At 55.4% G+C, this 15,001-nt stretch carries 16 protein-coding genes; 5 read left to right on the forward strand and 11 right to left on the reverse strand.

The genetic code is table 11. The features are described 5' to 3' along the window. Positions 1-295 precede the first annotated feature (295 nt). The 4 genes from JQC72_RS13470 to JQC72_RS13485 all read right to left on the reverse strand — a co-directional run bounded on the left by JQC72_RS13470 (position 296) and on the right by JQC72_RS13485 (position 3,586). Complete coding sequence (locus JQC72_RS13470) at positions 296-652, reverse strand: carboxymuconolactone decarboxylase family protein (RefSeq protein ID WP_205496549.1); 357 nt, start codon at positions 650-652, stop codon at positions 296-298. Between the two features lie 87 nt (positions 653-739). Beyond that, entirely contained in the window at positions 740-1,723 is a 984-nt protein-coding gene (locus tag JQC72_RS13475; RefSeq protein ID WP_205496551.1) for an NAD(P)H-quinone oxidoreductase, read from the reverse strand. Positions 1,724-1,927: 204 nt separating this feature from the next. Further along, the gene (locus JQC72_RS13480) at positions 1,928-2,524 is read right to left on the reverse strand and encodes a DUF1802 family protein (RefSeq protein WP_205496553.1); all 597 of its coding nucleotides are present in this window, start codon (positions 2,522-2,524) and stop codon (positions 1,928-1,930) included. A 918-nt stretch (positions 2,525-3,442) separates the two neighbouring features. Then, positions 3,443-3,586 (reverse strand): hypothetical protein, encoded by a 144-nt coding sequence (locus tag JQC72_RS13485; RefSeq protein WP_205496554.1) that lies wholly within the window; start codon positions 3,584-3,586, stop codon positions 3,443-3,445. A 171-nt stretch (positions 3,587-3,757) separates the two neighbouring features. Between JQC72_RS13485 and JQC72_RS13490 the strand changes: the two genes are divergently transcribed. Beyond that, positions 3,758-4,618 (forward strand): EamA family transporter, encoded by an 861-nt coding sequence (locus JQC72_RS13490; protein ID WP_205496555.1) that lies wholly within the window; start codon positions 3,758-3,760, stop codon positions 4,616-4,618. 14 nt (positions 4,619-4,632) lie between these two features. Beyond that, a complete protein-coding gene (locus tag JQC72_RS13495; RefSeq protein ID WP_205496556.1) occupies positions 4,633-5,067 on the forward strand; it encodes a TlpA family protein disulfide reductase in 435 nt (144 codons plus the stop codon). Positions 5,068-5,386: 319 nt separating this feature from the next. On the opposite strand, the gene JQC72_RS13500 is transcribed toward JQC72_RS13495, so the two are convergent. From JQC72_RS13500 to JQC72_RS13510, 3 genes are all read right to left on the reverse strand, one after another. Further along, positions 5,387-5,848, reverse strand: a complete 462-nt coding sequence (locus JQC72_RS13500; RefSeq protein WP_205496557.1) for an SMI1/KNR4 family protein — start codon at positions 5,846-5,848, stop codon at positions 5,387-5,389. A 172-nt stretch (positions 5,849-6,020) separates the two neighbouring features. Further along, positions 6,021-6,848: a pyridoxine/pyridoxal/pyridoxamine kinase gene (pdxK, locus tag JQC72_RS13505; RefSeq protein ID WP_205496558.1), complete on the reverse strand. Its 828-nt coding sequence runs from the start codon at positions 6,846-6,848 to the stop codon at positions 6,021-6,023. Beyond that, positions 6,845-8,998 (reverse strand): heavy metal translocating P-type ATPase, encoded by a 2,154-nt coding sequence (locus JQC72_RS13510; protein ID WP_335342472.1) that lies wholly within the window; start codon positions 8,996-8,998, stop codon positions 6,845-6,847. The genes pdxK and JQC72_RS13510 overlap by 4 nt, the downstream gene beginning before the upstream one ends. Before the next feature lie 143 nt (positions 8,999-9,141). On the opposite strand from JQC72_RS13510, the gene JQC72_RS13515 reads away from it, so the two are divergent. After that, positions 9,142-9,924: an undecaprenyl-diphosphate phosphatase gene (locus tag JQC72_RS13515; protein ID WP_205496561.1), complete on the forward strand. Its 783-nt coding sequence runs from the start codon at positions 9,142-9,144 to the stop codon at positions 9,922-9,924. On the opposite strand, the gene JQC72_RS13520 is transcribed toward JQC72_RS13515, so the two are convergent. After that, positions 9,847-10,323, reverse strand: coding sequence for a VOC family protein (locus JQC72_RS13520; protein ID WP_335342478.1), 477 nt, complete (start codon positions 10,321-10,323; stop codon positions 9,847-9,849). The two genes, JQC72_RS13515 and JQC72_RS13520, sit on opposite strands and share 78 nt — an antisense overlap. 121 nt (positions 10,324-10,444) lie before the next feature. Beyond that, positions 10,445-11,272, reverse strand: coding sequence for an MBL fold metallo-hydrolase (locus JQC72_RS13525; protein WP_205496564.1), 828 nt, complete (start codon positions 11,270-11,272; stop codon positions 10,445-10,447). A gap of 161 nt (positions 11,273-11,433) precedes the next feature. Between JQC72_RS13525 and JQC72_RS13530 the strand changes: the two genes are divergently transcribed. Beyond that, positions 11,434-11,649, forward strand: a complete 216-nt coding sequence (locus JQC72_RS13530; RefSeq protein ID WP_205496565.1) for a hypothetical protein — start codon at positions 11,434-11,436, stop codon at positions 11,647-11,649. A gap of 13 nt (positions 11,650-11,662) precedes the next feature. Beyond that, complete coding sequence (locus JQC72_RS13535) at positions 11,663-12,451, forward strand: phosphotransferase (RefSeq protein WP_205496566.1); 789 nt, start codon at positions 11,663-11,665, stop codon at positions 12,449-12,451. 285 nt (positions 12,452-12,736) lie between these two features. Here the strand turns inward: JQC72_RS13535 and JQC72_RS13540 are convergent, their stop codons facing one another. Both JQC72_RS13540 and JQC72_RS13545 read right to left on the reverse strand, forming a co-directional pair. Next, positions 12,737-14,011 carry a dihydrolipoamide acetyltransferase family protein gene (locus tag JQC72_RS13540; RefSeq protein ID WP_205496567.1) on the reverse strand — a complete coding sequence of 425 codons (1,275 nt, stop codon included), beginning with the start codon at positions 14,009-14,011 and terminating at the stop codon, positions 12,737-12,739. Between the two features lie 12 nt (positions 14,012-14,023). Then, on the reverse strand, positions 14,024-15,001 hold the full coding sequence (locus tag JQC72_RS13545; protein ID WP_205496678.1) for an alpha-ketoacid dehydrogenase subunit beta: 978 nt from the start codon (positions 14,999-15,001) through the stop codon (positions 14,024-14,026).

The following is a 15,001-nucleotide window of genomic DNA, read 5'->3' on the forward strand; positions in this document are numbered from 1 at the left end:
AGGAGCAGGTGATGGCCGCTTGACCCGGAACGCCGGACGCGGGCAAAGTTGCTTCGCTTAGAGGAAGTCGCCCGCGATTTCATGCGTTTCCGGGTCTTCGCTCGGTCAGGCACAGGTCTTCGATTACCGGGAAGCATTGGTTTCCTCACAGATTTACCAGATACGCCCTGATCCTTTACAGCTGGAATATTCAGGCATGCTTTACAGATTTACTATGTAATGGCACAGCGCTAATTTCCTCTTTTTATCTTAACGCAAGTCGGCAATAAAAAAGAGGGGGAGATCCCCTCCCCGGTCAATGAGTGTGACCTTTAAACGCCTGCAACGCATCCTGCACCAACGTCACCGCCTGAGCCATGGCGGAACCTCCACCGAAAGCGGCGGACACCGCTGCAGCCTCCATGACCTGCATATCGCTGGCGCCTTGGTCCACCGCTCCTTTCGTGTGATACAAGATGCAATACTCATCATTGGTGAGAACACCCAGCGCCAGACCGATCAGATGTTTGACCTGACTCGGAAGCTCGCCGTCGGTAAAACATGCATGGGTGAATGCATGATAGTGGCGAGCCACTTCCGGCAGATGACGCTCCAGTTCGCCCAACCCTTCCTTGTATTCCTGCAGGGCGTCGTGAATGAGGGAATGGTCCATCCATATCCGTCCTTTCGGGCATAATGTGATTTGCTTGACAATGCTAGCATTTGCCCTTCACGGGACGGACATGCATAAAATCCTCCATCACTCTACCCGCAACACGATTTTTCCGATATTCCGGTTCTCTTCCATGTATCGGTGCGCTTCACGCACTTGGGTCCATGGCCACACACGATCGATGATCGGCCGCAACCGCCCATCGGCCAACCGTTTCCATGCGAATTGAGTGAAATCGCGGACCAACCGGGCTTTGTACACCACACTCCTGGCACGCAAGGTGGTGCCGATCACGTGAATTCGTTTGGCCAACAACGGCGCCAGATTCACCTCGACCACCTTGACCCCGCCCAATGCGCTGATGAGGACGAGCCGTCCGTCCGTCGTCAGACATTCCACATTTTGATGCCAATATGGCGCACCGACAAAATCAAGGACGGCATGCACGCCTGCACCGTCAGTCGCTTCCATCACTTTGGGGGCAAAAGGTCCTTCCTTGTAGTTGAACGCCGCGACCGCTCCCAGCTCCCGGCAGAACGACAGTTTTTCCTCCGTCCCGGCGGTGACGATCGGGACGAAACCGGCCTCTTTGGCCAGTTGAATCGCAGCCGTGCCCACGCCGCTGGCCCCTGCGTGAATCAGGACGTACTGACCCGCTTTGAGTTCAGCCAACCAAAACATCGCCTGATAGGCGGTGAGAAACACTTCGGCGATGGCCGCCGCCTCCGTGAAATCCAAGTGATCGGGAATCGGCATGGCCAACGATTCGGGGATGACGGCATACTCGGCATACCCACCCCCGGGAAGCAATCCGAACACCCGGTCTCCTTCGCGAAACTGTGTGCATTGCGTCCCTGTCTTTTCCACGATCCCCGCCATTTCCAAGCCCAAAATGGGGCTGGCCCCCGGCGGCGGCGGGTAATGGCCGCGCCGCTGCAAAATATCCGCCCGGTTGAGGGCCGTCGCTTTCACTCGTACCAGCAGCTCGTCCGGTTTGGGCTCGGGAGTCGGATATTCCCCCAAATACAGTTGTTCCACGCCACCGGGTTCCTTCACGAGAATCGCGCGCATCATCCGTCTCCTTTCCCGTGATTGGCTCAACACATTCTCCCAGGTTGATCAAGACCATCCACGTAAAACCATTGATTATCAGATCAGGATGATCATTCCCCTCTTTCATCCTGTATCGCGTAGCTCCAAAGATTGTTCGCGGGAAAATGGAACGCCCTGTACCACAAGTGGCAGACAGCACTTCACACAACCCTGCCGGCCATATCACGCACGACCCAGTGACTGCTTGATCGCCCGCACTTGCTGCTCAAATTCGGCATCGGACAATACCGGCTCCGCCGCCGACGTCTCCCGGATCAGTTCTTCCGGCAAGCGAATCCACGAACGGCAACCCAGATACTCCTCCAGAATCGGCACTTCCAACGGGCGCTTCAACCGATAGGTGCGCACCAAAAGCAAATGCAACGGTTGTTTCCGTTTCCACTTCAACCGTTTCACGGCAAAATCGGGCACCCAAATATGGAACGACGACAAACGATGCAGTGTCTCTTCGTCCAAGATTTCGATGTCTTCAGCCAGACGGGCAAAGTATTTGACGGTGTTGGTCTTGGCTTCCGGGTTCCACTCTTTCATCGTTTCTTGCAGCCTGTCCTGAAATTCCGGTTTGACCAGATCGGCTTGTTCCTGCTGGTGTTCATATGTGGGGTAAAGGAAGAACGCATCCGCTTCCACTTGGAAATGACGGGTTTCCTCATGAATGCCCCCTTTGCGCATGAGCAAAATCTGCTTTCCTTCCGCCAGGGCTTCCACTGCGACCGCCCATTCTTTCAATGCGATCGGGGTCAACGTTTGCACCGTCATCTTTTTTCCTCCTTCATGCTTTCATTGATTCGAGTCAATCAGTCAGACGTCAGAGGAGTGTGTCTGGTGTTGTCCACATTGCTTTCCCGGCTCGCTCACCTGCGCCCTGCAGGGAAGCAGATGATGACCGCTCCGACCCGGTCAGCGCAAGTCGCGGGCAAAGTACGCTTTGCTTTGAGGAAATGGCCCGCGATTTCAAACCTGCGCTTCCCGAGCCTTCGCTCAGTCAGGGCTTGGTCAGTCGCTCGTCCGGGAAAACATTGCTCCCTTACGGAATGACCAGACACGCCCTAGTCACTGCAACGTATTGTTCCGGTGCTGCCTGCCAAACTTCTTTTGTTCCCACCCCATGCAGGTGACTGCCACCGGCAATCGGGTGTTGGAATCGTCGTTCTGACGGAATGTATGATTGGGCAACAGGTGTTTCGTCGTTGCTTCCGCTCACTGTTTCAGTTGAAGCCATTGTGTGTCCGTATCCGCCATCTTTTTCCCTCCGGTGATCATGGACAAACGGATTCCGACGATGAAAGTAGATTGAAAGGCCGCCATCCGCTTGTCCCCGGATGTCCTATCCTTATTGTACCATGAACCACTTCCGTACACGGCATCCGTTCCGTGACAGATTGGTCAAACGGCACGAAAAAACACCGCCTTTGAGCGGTGCAGGTTGTGAAATTGCGTGATTTCCCATTTGAGGACGTGTGTCTTCGGGAACCCTTTCCCCGATTCGTTCCCCATGCAGTGAAGTCACTCCCCGGGGAAAGAGGCCTTCCATACATCATTGGTCGGACTTGCCCCCATATAGAAACGTCTGGAACCTTATTCAAGGCTCATCCATATGGTCGATGTCATCTTGTTTGCTCACGCTCTCCGTCTTACGCCCCGGTGTCGGTTTCCATCCGACAACGTACTCCGCTGTCATCGGGATGGCGGAATCTGTCGCTGCGGCTGTTGTCGGCGCAATTCATCCACCTTTTTCGAATCCGGCGTTGATTCCACCATCTGCTCAACAGCGTCGATATGTTTCGGCACATCGCGATTGCCTTCCATGTTGCGGTTCATGATCCGTCCCTCCCTCCTCCTCGTAAAGTGCCTCCGCCGGCTGAAAATCATACAGTCGATTTTGTATATTCCAACGCAAAAACAGGCAGATCTCTGATCTGGTGAGTCTGCCGATTTTGTGTTAATGTAATTTCAGTCGTTGAATGACAGGAATGAAAGGATCGAAGTGTCATGGCATGGTTTGCGATTGCCGCGCTCAGTTCGCTCACGTTCGGATTGGCCGGATTCTTTATGAAAGTGAGTGCCGCTCGACGCGGTTCCGTCGCCTATCTGCTCCTGGGCCTGTATCTGACCGGGACATTGGGCTTTTTTCTATGGATGTGGAGCGAAGAGACATTCCGGGCAGATGTACCGACACTGGTGGGCGGCCTTCTGCTCGGCCTGGGATCGGCCCTGGGCAACGTGCTGTTCATGAAGGCGTTGGATCACGGGCCCGCCAGTTTGACTACCCCGTTTGTGAACACCAATATCTTGCTGATCATCCTTTTCTCCGTGATCGTCTACGGAGAAAGATTGTCTTGGTTTGAAACCGCCGGGGTAACCCTGTTGGTGTTGGCCATTCTGCTCATTCCCATTGACCGCAACGAAAAACTGGCCATCCGCAACCCGCGTTGGTATGCGCTGGTGTTGACGGCCACCCTGCTGTTCTCATTCCGTAACGGCGGACTGAAAGTGACGCAGGAAATGCACATACCCGGCACACCGGTGTTGTTTTACGGATACGTGCTCGGCCTGATCTGGTTTGTGGTGGAGGTGCTCCGGCAATCGCGGTTCGAGAACGCGGAAACGCGCAAGGCAGCAAGGACGGGACTGTTTTGGGGGTTGTTGTCCGGCATTTTTTCGTTTTTGGGCATGCAATTGTACTCCGTTGCCCTGATCGACGGCCCCGCCAGCATCGTAGCCCCGATGTTTGCCACCAACAGCCTGATTGTCGCCATTTTGTCCATCCTGATCTTCCGGGAACGGTTGTCGCTCTTGCAAACCTGCTCCCTCGTCTCTTTGTTTGTCGGTTTGATCCTGATCCGCCTGTGAGGAGGGGATGATTCGTGAACAACCGTCCGGCACCCGACTTCTGCCTGCCCACCATTGACGGAGTGAACACCGTTTGTTTGCGACAATTCCGCGGTCATGCCGTCTGGCTGTCGTTTTGGGTGACATGGTGCGGAGCGTGTCAACAGGACCTCCCGCAAAAAGAGGTGTTGTACCGCTCCGTCCGCCATCCCCGGTTTACGTTTTTGTCCATCAACGTCACCGGAAGGGAAGCCCGCCCGGAGTCCGTACCGGCATTCCTGCGGGAGCACGGGTATACCTTCCCCGTGCTGAAAGACGACGGCACACGGGTTTACGACGCGTTCGGCATCACCTCGGTCCCCGCCACGGTGTTGATCAAGCCTGACGGCACCATCGCCGGCGTTTATGACGAAACCGTACCGATGATGGAGATCATGCGGGAGCTGGAGCGGATTTTGCCGGAGGAATGATGAGGGGTTCGGATGCCGTCATCAGGCTTTTAAAGACTGGCCAAAGGGCCTTTTCGGAAAGCGTGTCCGAATTTCCCGTCGAGTGACTCTGGTCAATCTGTGAGGGAACAATGTATTCCCAGGCGAGCGACTGACCAAGCCCCGTCCGAGTGAAGACTCGTGAAGCGCAGGATTGAAATCGCGGGCAATTTCCTCAAAGCGAAGCGTACTTTGCCCGCGTCCTGCGCTGACCGGGTCGGAGCGGTCATCATCTGCTTCCCTGCAGGGCGCAGGTGGAGCGAGCCGGAAAAGCAGTATTCTCGGGCGTACAACATACCCCCTAGAAATCATCACGCACATACAACCGATTCAAGAACTCACGAAACGTTTTCCCGATCCACAATGACTGCTTGATATGGTTCCCCACCCATATTTCGGAAAGAGATTGATCGGTATGAAGAAAATAGACTCCTTCCGGCTCTTTCTTTCCTTTCGCGTAGAAGAAGCAATACTGACTGCCGATGGTATCGTAAGCGAAAGGAACAATGATCCCGATATTTTTCAAATTCGCCTCTTCTTCCAACAACGCTTGAACCTCATCCACCATCAAGTGCAGTGAATAAAACCCATCCAAATCACAAGGTTCTCCATTGACATCTATAAACACGTGATCATTCGCCGGAGCTTCATGGTGCTTATAAAACGCGATAAAGTCCTCCGGCAGTTTGACGCCGATTTGTTTCTCGGCCTGAGCAATCTCATTGTCTGAGATCGATTCTTGGGTTGGGATCCATTTGATCATGCCAAAGCCCCCTTCCTTTTTCTACCCCAGAATTTATGTACCCCGGTGTGTCTAATCGTATCGTTGAACTGATATGGGCTTTCCAGTCTCCTGATCATGAAGCCACATCAACTTTTCCCCAAATGCAAAAAACCGATCCGCTTGCAGAAGCGGACCGGTTTCCTTCCATCCATCATTGTTGCACCGCTTGTTTCCCGTACAAGCGATACGCTGCGTGCAGGGTGGGACCCACGTATTGGTTGAGCGGGAAGCCGTGGCGAATCGCTTCGGTGATAAACGCTTTGGCCGTGCGGACCGCTTCCGGAACGGAAGCGCCTTTGGCCAGCTCGGCGGTGATCGCCGCCGAATACGTGCAACCGGCTCCGTGGGTGTACGTGGTGTCGATACGGTCGCCTTCCAGGATGTCGAACGTTTCTCCGTCGTACAAAACATCGACCGCCTTTTCGTGTTCCAACTTGCCGCCACCTTTGACGAGCACGTATTTCGCGCCCAACTCGTGGATTTTCTTGGCGGCTGCTTTCATGTCTTCCACCGTGCGGATCGGGCCGTGTCCGCTCAACTGCCATGCTTCAAACAGGTTGGGCGTCACCACGGTCGCTCGGGGCACCAACACCTCGCGCAAGGCGACGGCCGTTTCCGGATGAAGCACCTCGTCCGTTCCCTTGCAGACCATGACGGGGTCAATCACCACATTGTTCAATTGATAACGGTCAATCGTCTCCGCCGCCAGCTCGATGATCTCCACGGAGCCCAGCATCCCGGTTTTCATCGCGTCGACACCGATACCCTCAACGATCGTCTTCAACTGCGCTTTCAACGTTTCCAAGTCAACAGGAAACACCTGATGTGCCCATCCGTTGTCCGGGTCCATCGCCACGATCGTCGTCAACGCGGTCATACCGTAGACGCCCCGTTCCTGAAACGTTTTCAGATCGGCTTGAATACCCGCTCCTCCGCTGCTGTCCGATCCGGCGATGGTCAGCACTTTGCGAATGCTCATGATTCGTCCCTCCTCATTTCCATATCCGGTTTTTCTTTCAATAAACGCATACCGTTCAACATCACCAAAATCGTGGCACCCATATCGGCTCCGATCGCCAGCCACAAGGTCAACCACCCCGGTATCGCCAGCAAAAAGGCCAACACCTTGATCCCGACGGCAAACGCGATATTTTGCCGGATGACGCGAAGAGCCGCCCGGCTCATCCGAACAGTAAACGGCAGTTTGCTCAAATCATCGGCCATCAGGACGATATCCGCCGTTTCCAGCGCCACGTCGGTACCTGCCCCGCCCATGGCGATTCCCACATCGGCGGTTGCCAGCGCCGGAGCATCATTGATCCCGTCGCCCACCATTCCGACCGGTCCGCCCTCCTCAGTATATCGGCGGACTTGACGCACTTTATCTTCCGGCAGCAACTCGGCACACGTTTCATCCACACCGGTTTGACGGGCCACGGATCGCGCCGCCGCGGCATGATCTCCGGTCAACAGCACCGTACGGCGGATACCGAGCTGTTTCAACGCACGAATCACATGAACGGCATTATCCCGCAATTCATCAGCGAGCGCGATGATCGCCAACGCTTCCCGATCCCTCCCCAAAGCGACGACCGTTTTCCCTTCATCCTGCAAACGGTGAATCGTCTCCTCCCAGGGACCGAAATCAAATCCTTCTTCTCCCATCCAACGCGGACTGCCGATCCAATAGGGGGTCCCGGCAATGTAGGCTTTCGCTCCTCGTCCGGGTACGGATTGAAAGTGATCCACATGTGCCACCGGAACCCGTTTTTCCTTCGCTTTCCGAACGATGGCCAGCGCCAGCGGATGTTCGGACAACCGCTCAATTCCCGCCGCCAGTACCAATACCTGCGCTTCACTCTGATCCTGCAGGGGGATGATGTCCGTCACCACGGGTTCGCCGCGGGTCAGCGTGCCGGTTTTATCGAAGGCTATCGTTTGAAGTGTGCCCGCCTTCTCCAGGTGCACGCCCCCTTTGATCAGCACACCGTGTCGAGCCGCGTTGCCGACGGCCGTCACGACGGCGACCGGTGTAGAGACGACGAGGGCACAGGGACAAGCCACGATCAGCAATGCCAACGCTTCGTACACCCAGGGCTTCCACGCCGCTCCCAGTGCCAACGGCGGGATGACGGCGATGGCAAAAGCCAAAGCCAACACGATGGGGGTATAGACACGGGCAAACCGATCGACAAACGCCTGTGCCGGTGCACGCTGCTCCTCTGCTTCCCCGACCAGGGCCACGATTTTGGCAATGGTGGTCTCTTCCGCCCGCCGCGTCACCCGCACCTCGATCGCCCCGGAATGATTGAGCGATCCCGCGAACACCTCATCTCCCGGCGATTTTTCCACCGGCAGGGACTCCCCGGTGATCGCCGCCTGATTGACAGCCGTGCTCCCTTTGACCACTTCGCCGTCGGCGGCGATTTTCTCTCCGGGACGGACGATCAGCACGTCCCCCACCTTCAACTCTTCTGCCGAAACCGATTGTTCCTCCCCTTCCCGGCGTACCGTCGCCGTTTTCGGCGCCCAATCCATCAATGATCTGATCGATGCGCGCGCGGATTCCATCACGGTTCGTTCCAACCAACCGCTGACACCGAACAAAAAGGCCACTACCGCCGCTTCCGCCCAATAGCCGATGGCCCATGCTCCCGCCACCGCTATGGTCATCAACGCATTCATATTGAAATCCAGCCGCAGCAATGCCACCATACCGCGGCGAAAGTGGTTCCATCCTCCCAATATCGTGGCCGCGGCAAACAAGCCGATGGCGACCGCCGTAGGAAACAACAGCCACTCAGCCAGTTCGGCCAGCAAAAGAAGCACCAAAGCGATGGCGCTTGTGAGCAACAATGGATCGCGCCAGCGGAACCGTCCCAATCCGACAGTCTCTTCCCTCCGGGCGACCCGGATGTCGTCAAAGGCTCCCAACCGTTCCACTTCCTCGATGCTCAGCTTGCGCCCCGTCACCACCAGCCGGGATGTGGCCAGATGAACGCGGGCATCGATCACTCCCTCGGCTTGACGAACTTTTTCTTCAAACTTGGCCGCGCAATCGGCGCAAGTCAGTCCCACCAACGGGTAGACATGCTGTTCGCGATCTTTCGCGTATCCCCTGAGCGTCACCCGTTTTCCCCCTTTGAAATCACACATGTATGATTCCCAGTCATCCACATTGTATTGCGAAAAGGCGGAGAATGAAAGCGGTTGGACATTCTCCCCCACTCATGCCCATACACATAGACAAGAAAGCGAAAGGAGCGAACACAATGAACTGGTTGGAAGCGATGGTGTTGGGTATCATCCAGGGATTGACCGAATTTTTGCCGGTAAGCAGCACGGGGCATCTCTACCTCGGCCGCCATTTGTTCGGGCTGGATTCGGCCGGTTTGTTTCTGGACACGATACTCCACCTCGGTACGCTCGCAGCGGTGATCACCGTTTACGGAGACGAAATCGCCGCCATCTGTCGCAAACCGTTGGGCAAAACGGGACGGCTCTTGATCGTCGGCACGATTCCCGCGGTAGTGGCAGGCATCACCTGGGAAGACATGCTGGAGACGATCTCGCAAACGGGCGTCACCATCGGATGGGAGTTTCTCATCACCGGCGCGGTATTATACGGGGCCGACCGGATGAAAGCAGACGGCCACAAAGGGGTGGACGACCTCACCTACACCGATGCACTGTGGATCGGCTTGGCCCAGAGCGCGGCCATTCTTCCAGCTGTCTCCCGCTCCGGAATGACCATCGCCGCAGCGTTGTGGCGCAACATGAGAACATCCGCCGCGGCCACCTATTCGTTTTTGCTCTCCATCCCGGCTATCGGCGGCGGTGTGCTGTTGCAGGGTGCCAAACTGTTGGACGGTCGGGCGGAACACATTCCCCTGTCCTCTCTATTGATCGGAACGGCGATGGCCGGGATTTGCGGCTACGTGGCCGTCCGCTGGATGGTCCGCATCCTGAGCCGCGGATCACTCAAAGGGTTTGCCTGGTACGTGTGGGTGCTGGGGTCGCTCATTCTGATCATACAGTGGTCGGGTCTTTTTTAACCCTAAGTAATCCGGGCTGTACACCACTTCCAGCTTCAACCGGAACGGGTCTTCGAAAAAGACGGCATAGTAGCGGATCGTATCGTGAAACTGCCCCGGGCTGTCATAGAGGATAGGGATGTTCCTTTCCCACAAAAACCGGGCGGTCCGGTCCACTTCTTCGACCGATTCCACCTGAAAGGCGATATGGTTCAATCCCGGACGTTTGCGGTGAAACGGCGGATCGGCGAAACGCTGCTCACACTGCACCAGACACAGTTTCATCCGCCCGTTGTTGTACAGCACCCAATCGGGATGGTCCGCTTCTTTTTCAAATCCGAGAAAATGCATCAGCGGATCGTAGAACGCCACGGCGCGGGACAGGTCCGCCACATTGTAATCCAGATGGGAAAATGACACATGGACCAAGGATCATACACACCCGCCTTTTCTGTCATTGTCATGCTCTCTCCCGTTTCGCCAAACCGCAAAGGTCGCTTGCCGGGAAACGGCTGCTCTGCTCCTGCGTCGATAACGACTGTCAAAACCGTTTCGACGTCGTCTGCTTCTCCTTCAAAATGGAGCGAATCAGGTGAATCGCCCCCATCTCACCCAGCGAAAACCATTCCAACAGTGTGGAACCCGGCAAGAGTTTCCGGGCGATGAGGCGTGCCGGCATTCCTTTTTGTGCGAGATGATGGGTTTCCTCCACCAACTCCAACAAAAAGCGGTGTTTCGCCTCCAACGATTGACGCCCCTTCTCCACCACACCGGCATGGGCGCAAAACACTGTCTCAAAAGGGTATGCCAAAACCCGCTCGATCGAGGCGATCATGTCCGTCACCGATTCCCCGCGCATACCGTAATGTAAACGGGTCCCCAAAAACAAATCGCCCGAAAACAACCACCCCCGCTCTTCTTCCAGATACGCGACATGGTCCCGGCAATGGCCCGGTGTCGGTATGACGCGAAACCGATAACGTTCCGTCTCCAGCACTTCTTCTGCGACGGTTCCCGAAACCGGCTCCAGCTGCCCCCACACCCATTGCCGGTAAAGAGGAATACTCGGTGGCCGCACCAGGATCCGGGCCGTCTCCTCGCTCATCATCACCGGAACGCCGTAAGTTCGGGCCAGCCAGCCCGCATTGCCGGAATGATCTTCGTGAAAATGGGTCAGTGCCACGGCCGAAGGAGGTTGCTCCGCAGCAAACGCCGCCGCATGATCCCGTGCCCTCGGCGGACCGGTATCGATCCACAGCCCGTCGACACAGTACCAATAGAAGCGAAGCGTATGTCCCAAAAAAGTGAACGTACCTTCGACTGTTCGGACATGATCATGATGCTGAATGGATAATTTCAACTTTGTCACTCTGGGTCACCTGTGATTCTTCGGGATGTTTTCTATCTTAGCACAAAACACGCTGCCCGAATCAGTTTTTTCTACTTTTCCGGCAAATTGTGAAGGATACACCCAACCGAAGTAAAACATAGATCCATTGATCAATTTCCAAAAATGATGGAGGGTTCCTTATGAATACCATCGGTCCTTTGATGATTTTGATCGGGCCGCTCGCCTTGTATGCAGCCAAAACCGCTATGGGAAACCGCGACAACCGCTATATAGACGCCCAGATTGAACACATGAAAACTCTGGAGGCAAAGCGACAGGATACCAAGCGGTCACTCTATTATTTTGTCGGGGGTTTGTTATTGATCGCAGGTGGTTTGATTGATCAAATAGGATAGGGAGTGTTCTCCAATGATGAATAGAGAAAGACTTGGACAAGGTTACACAGCAGACATATATCCATGGGAAGAATATCGAATAATCAAGTTGTTTCATATGGGGATCTCCGTTTCTTCCATCAACCGGGAGTTCTCTATAAGCAAAGTAGTGGAAAAATTGGGACTAAACGTTCCAAAAGTGTTTGAAAGAAGGCAATATCGAGGAAGGGAAGGGATTATCTACGAGCGAATCAATGGCCCTACCATGACACAGGCAATCTCCCAAGATCCCGGAAATATCAAAAAGTTTGCGTGCAAACTTGCCGCCCTGCATAATGCGATACATCGAAAAAAAGGGATGGGATTACCAGAACAAAAGGATATCCTAAGCAAGCGTATCCATCATACGGACTTACTTATGGCAAACACAAAAAAGTTTATTCTTCGTCATCTTGAGCTTCTACCCGAAGGAAGCCAAGTTTGCCACGGAGATTTTCACACCAATAACATTATCATCTCCTCTCAAGGCGCAGTCATCATTGATTGGATGGACGGGACCTGCGGCCATCCGCTGGCAGATGTTGCAAGGACAGTGTTGATTTATCGATTTGCGTCCATTTCCAATTGTGTCGTTAAAAGCCTACGAGATAGCATCATTCAAGAATATTTAAATGCATACATCCAATTGTCAAACTGCTCTCTGCAACAAATCAACACTTGGGAACTTCCTGTTGCCGCGGCGAGATTGACGGAAAACATTCCAACAGAAGAAAAGGAACGGTTACTGTTTCGAATCGAACAGCTAATCAAGGAAGATAGGTGAACAACTACTAGATTTCTCTTTGTAAAGAAAACGAGGCGGCAACACTCGCCGCGTGTCACCGCTGATTCGAATGAGGCATATCGCCAAAGCCATTTCAGGGTTAGTAGCTTACCCGCTGGTAACAAGTGTGCCGCCCATCCGGGTACGTGCTAACCGGGTGGGATGGGCTGATGACACAGCTCTGGCTTGAGGGTTACCCGAAAAATATGAACTGAGGGTGTCAACCTCTCAAGAATCCCGCGGCGACGACAGGAAGTGCCTCCGGTTCTTTGGCCGTGTGGAGTGTCAGGCCAAACAAGTCAACAACCGGCCCGGATCTTCCGTATAACGTCCCAGCGTATGCGTAAACCGGATGGCATCGGCTCCATCCAACACGCGGTGGTCAAAGGAGAGCGACACGTTCATCCGCCAGCCGACGGCCAACTCCCCGTTTTCAACAACTGGCCGTTCTTGAATCGGGTGTATCGCCAAAATCGCAACTTCCGGCGGATTGATGATCGGCGTGGCCCATCGACCGCCCAATCCTCCGACATTGCTGATCGTGAATGTGCCTCCACGCAAATGATCCGGCGAAAGTGCCCCCTCACGGGCCGCTTTCGTCAATGCGGAGACTTCCCGTGCCAACTGCTCGATGCTTTTTTGCTCCACATGCCGGACGACGGGAACGAGCAACCCCCGCGGCGTATCCACAGCAAATCCGATCGCCACCGAAGAAAACCGGCGAACGGTGCCCCGTTCCTCATCAAAATGGGCATTGAAATCGGGATGTTGCAACAGGGTGACGGCCACCAATTTCATCAATACGGGTGTATAAGTCAATCGGACGTCATCCGGTGTCCATTCCTGCTTCATTTTGTTGAACCAGGTCACTAATCCTTCGGCGTTCAGCTCGTCAAAATGGGTGGCATGCGGTTTGTTTGTGACCGAGAAAATCAATCGGTCGGCGATCACCCTGCGCGTCGGCGACAACGGTTCTTCCGTCATCGCCGGCCTCTCATCCGCGTGTACGGCTTCGGCGGGGACAGCGATCTCCTCCCCATATTCCCGGATCGGTACCCATTCTTCCTCATCGCTGCGAAATCCGCTGATCGTAACGGAGCGTTTCCCCGCGGCGGCATGATACCGACGCACATCTTCATCGGTGACGCGTCCGTTCGGCCCCGTTCCTTCCACCTGGGTGAGATCAACTCCCAACTCGCGCGCCAGGCGGCGGGTGGAGGGAGTGGCGGGCACACGTTTGCGGTTGGGACGGACGGTTCGGTCCCGATCCGGGAAGGAGACGGCGGCAGTCAGCGATTCCGGTGAGGATGCCACTTTCGCGGACGCATTTTCGATCACCAGCAGCACATCCCCCACCCGCATCACGTCGCCTTCTTTCCCGTTGATCCGGGCCACCCGGCCGGCAACGGGAGCGGGCAGTTCCACCACTGCCTTATCCGTCTGTACTTCCACCACCGGTTGATCCGCTTCGACGAGATCTCCCGGTTTGACCAACCAGCGAACGATTTGCGCTTCCGTCACCCCTTCACCCACATCAGGCAACGTAAAGGTTACGCTCATCTCTCTCCCTCCCTAAAATGCAATCACCTGGCGCACCGCTTCCGAGACACGATATGCATCAGGGCGGAATGCATCTTCCAACGCAAACATCGGTACCGGCACATCATAGCCGGTCACGCGGGCAATCGGCGCCTCCAACCAGAGAAACGCCTGCTCCTGCAACAGTGCCGCCAGTTCTGCACCCACCCCGGCAGTGCGTGGGGCTTCGTGAACGATGACGGCACGTCCCGTCTTTTTCACCGATGCAACCAACGTTTCCTCGTCCAGCGGATACAATGACCGCACGTCGATCACCTCGCAGGAAACGCCTTTTTGGGTCCATTCTTCAGCCGCGGCGATCGCCACCGGCACCATCGCTCCCCAAGCCAGCAGGGTGACATCTTCCCCTTCGCGCACGACACGCGCTTGTCCGATCGGTACTTCATACGCTTCTTCCGGCACTTCTTCCCGAACGGCGCGATACAGTTTCATCGGTTCCAAAAAGAGAACCGGATCGGGATCCGAGATGGCCGCCAACAGCAATCCCTTTGCATCATAAGGTGTGGACGGCACCACCACTTTCAGTCCGGGCGTGTGGACAAACAGCGCTTCGGTCGAGTCGCTGTGCAGTTCGGGGGCACGAATGCCGCCACCATAAGGAGCGCGAATCACCATGGCGGCCGGGAACATCCCCTGTGTCCGTGTTCGCAGGCGGGCAGCGTGGGAAACAATCTGCTCAAAACCCGGATAAGCAAAGCCGAGAAACTGAATTTCCACGATCGGACGCAACCCGTTGACCGCCATGCCAATCGCCGTACCGACGATGCCCGCTTCCGCCAACGGGGTATCGATGACCCGATCATCGCCGAAACGTTCCCACAATCCTTCCGTCGCCCGGAACACACCGCCGTTTTTTCCCACGTCCTCACCGAGAATCACCACTCCGGGATCCCGTTCCAATGCGAGGCGCATGGCATCGTTGATGGCTTGGATCAAGGTGAATTGTGCCAT

Source organism: Polycladomyces zharkentensis, assembly GCF_016938855.1.
Lineage (GTDB): Bacteria > Bacillota > Bacilli > Thermoactinomycetales > JIR-001 > Polycladomyces > Polycladomyces zharkentensis.

Excerpts from the sequence above, each read along its gene's own strand:
- JQC72_RS13470 (WP_205496549.1), bottom strand. The coding sequence starts at position 652 with ATGGACCATTCCCTCATTCACGACGCCCTGCAGGAATACAAGGAAGGG.
- JQC72_RS13475 (WP_205496551.1), bottom strand. The coding sequence starts at position 1,723 with ATGCGCGCGATTCTCGTGAAGGAACCCGGTGGCGTGGAACAACTGTAT.
- JQC72_RS13530 (WP_205496565.1), top strand. The coding sequence starts at position 11,434 with ATGAATACCATCGGTCCTTTGATGATTTTGATCGGGCCGCTCGCCTTG.
- JQC72_RS13490 (WP_205496555.1), top strand. The coding sequence starts at position 3,758 with ATGGCATGGTTTGCGATTGCCGCGCTCAGTTCGCTCACGTTCGGATTG.
- JQC72_RS13485 (WP_205496554.1), bottom strand. The coding sequence starts at position 3,586 with ATGAACCGCAACATGGAAGGCAATCGCGATGTGCCGAAACATATCGAC.
- JQC72_RS13500 (WP_205496557.1), bottom strand. The coding sequence starts at position 5,848 with ATGATCAAATGGATCCCAACCCAAGAATCGATCTCAGACAATGAGATT.
- JQC72_RS13535 (WP_205496566.1), top strand. The coding sequence starts at position 11,663 with ATGATGAATAGAGAAAGACTTGGACAAGGTTACACAGCAGACATATAT.
- JQC72_RS13515 (WP_205496561.1), top strand. The coding sequence starts at position 9,142 with ATGAACTGGTTGGAAGCGATGGTGTTGGGTATCATCCAGGGATTGACC.
- JQC72_RS13545 (WP_205496678.1), bottom strand. The coding sequence starts at position 15,001 with ATGGCACAATTCACCTTGATCCAAGCCATCAACGATGCCATGCGCCTC.
- pdxK (WP_205496558.1), bottom strand. The coding sequence starts at position 6,848 with ATGAGCATTCGCAAAGTGCTGACCATCGCCGGATCGGACAGCAGCGGA.
- JQC72_RS13540 (WP_205496567.1), bottom strand. The coding sequence starts at position 14,011 with ATGAGCGTAACCTTTACGTTGCCTGATGTGGGTGAAGGGGTGACGGAA.
- JQC72_RS13480 (WP_205496553.1), bottom strand. The coding sequence starts at position 2,524 with ATGACGGTGCAAACGTTGACCCCGATCGCATTGAAAGAATGGGCGGTC.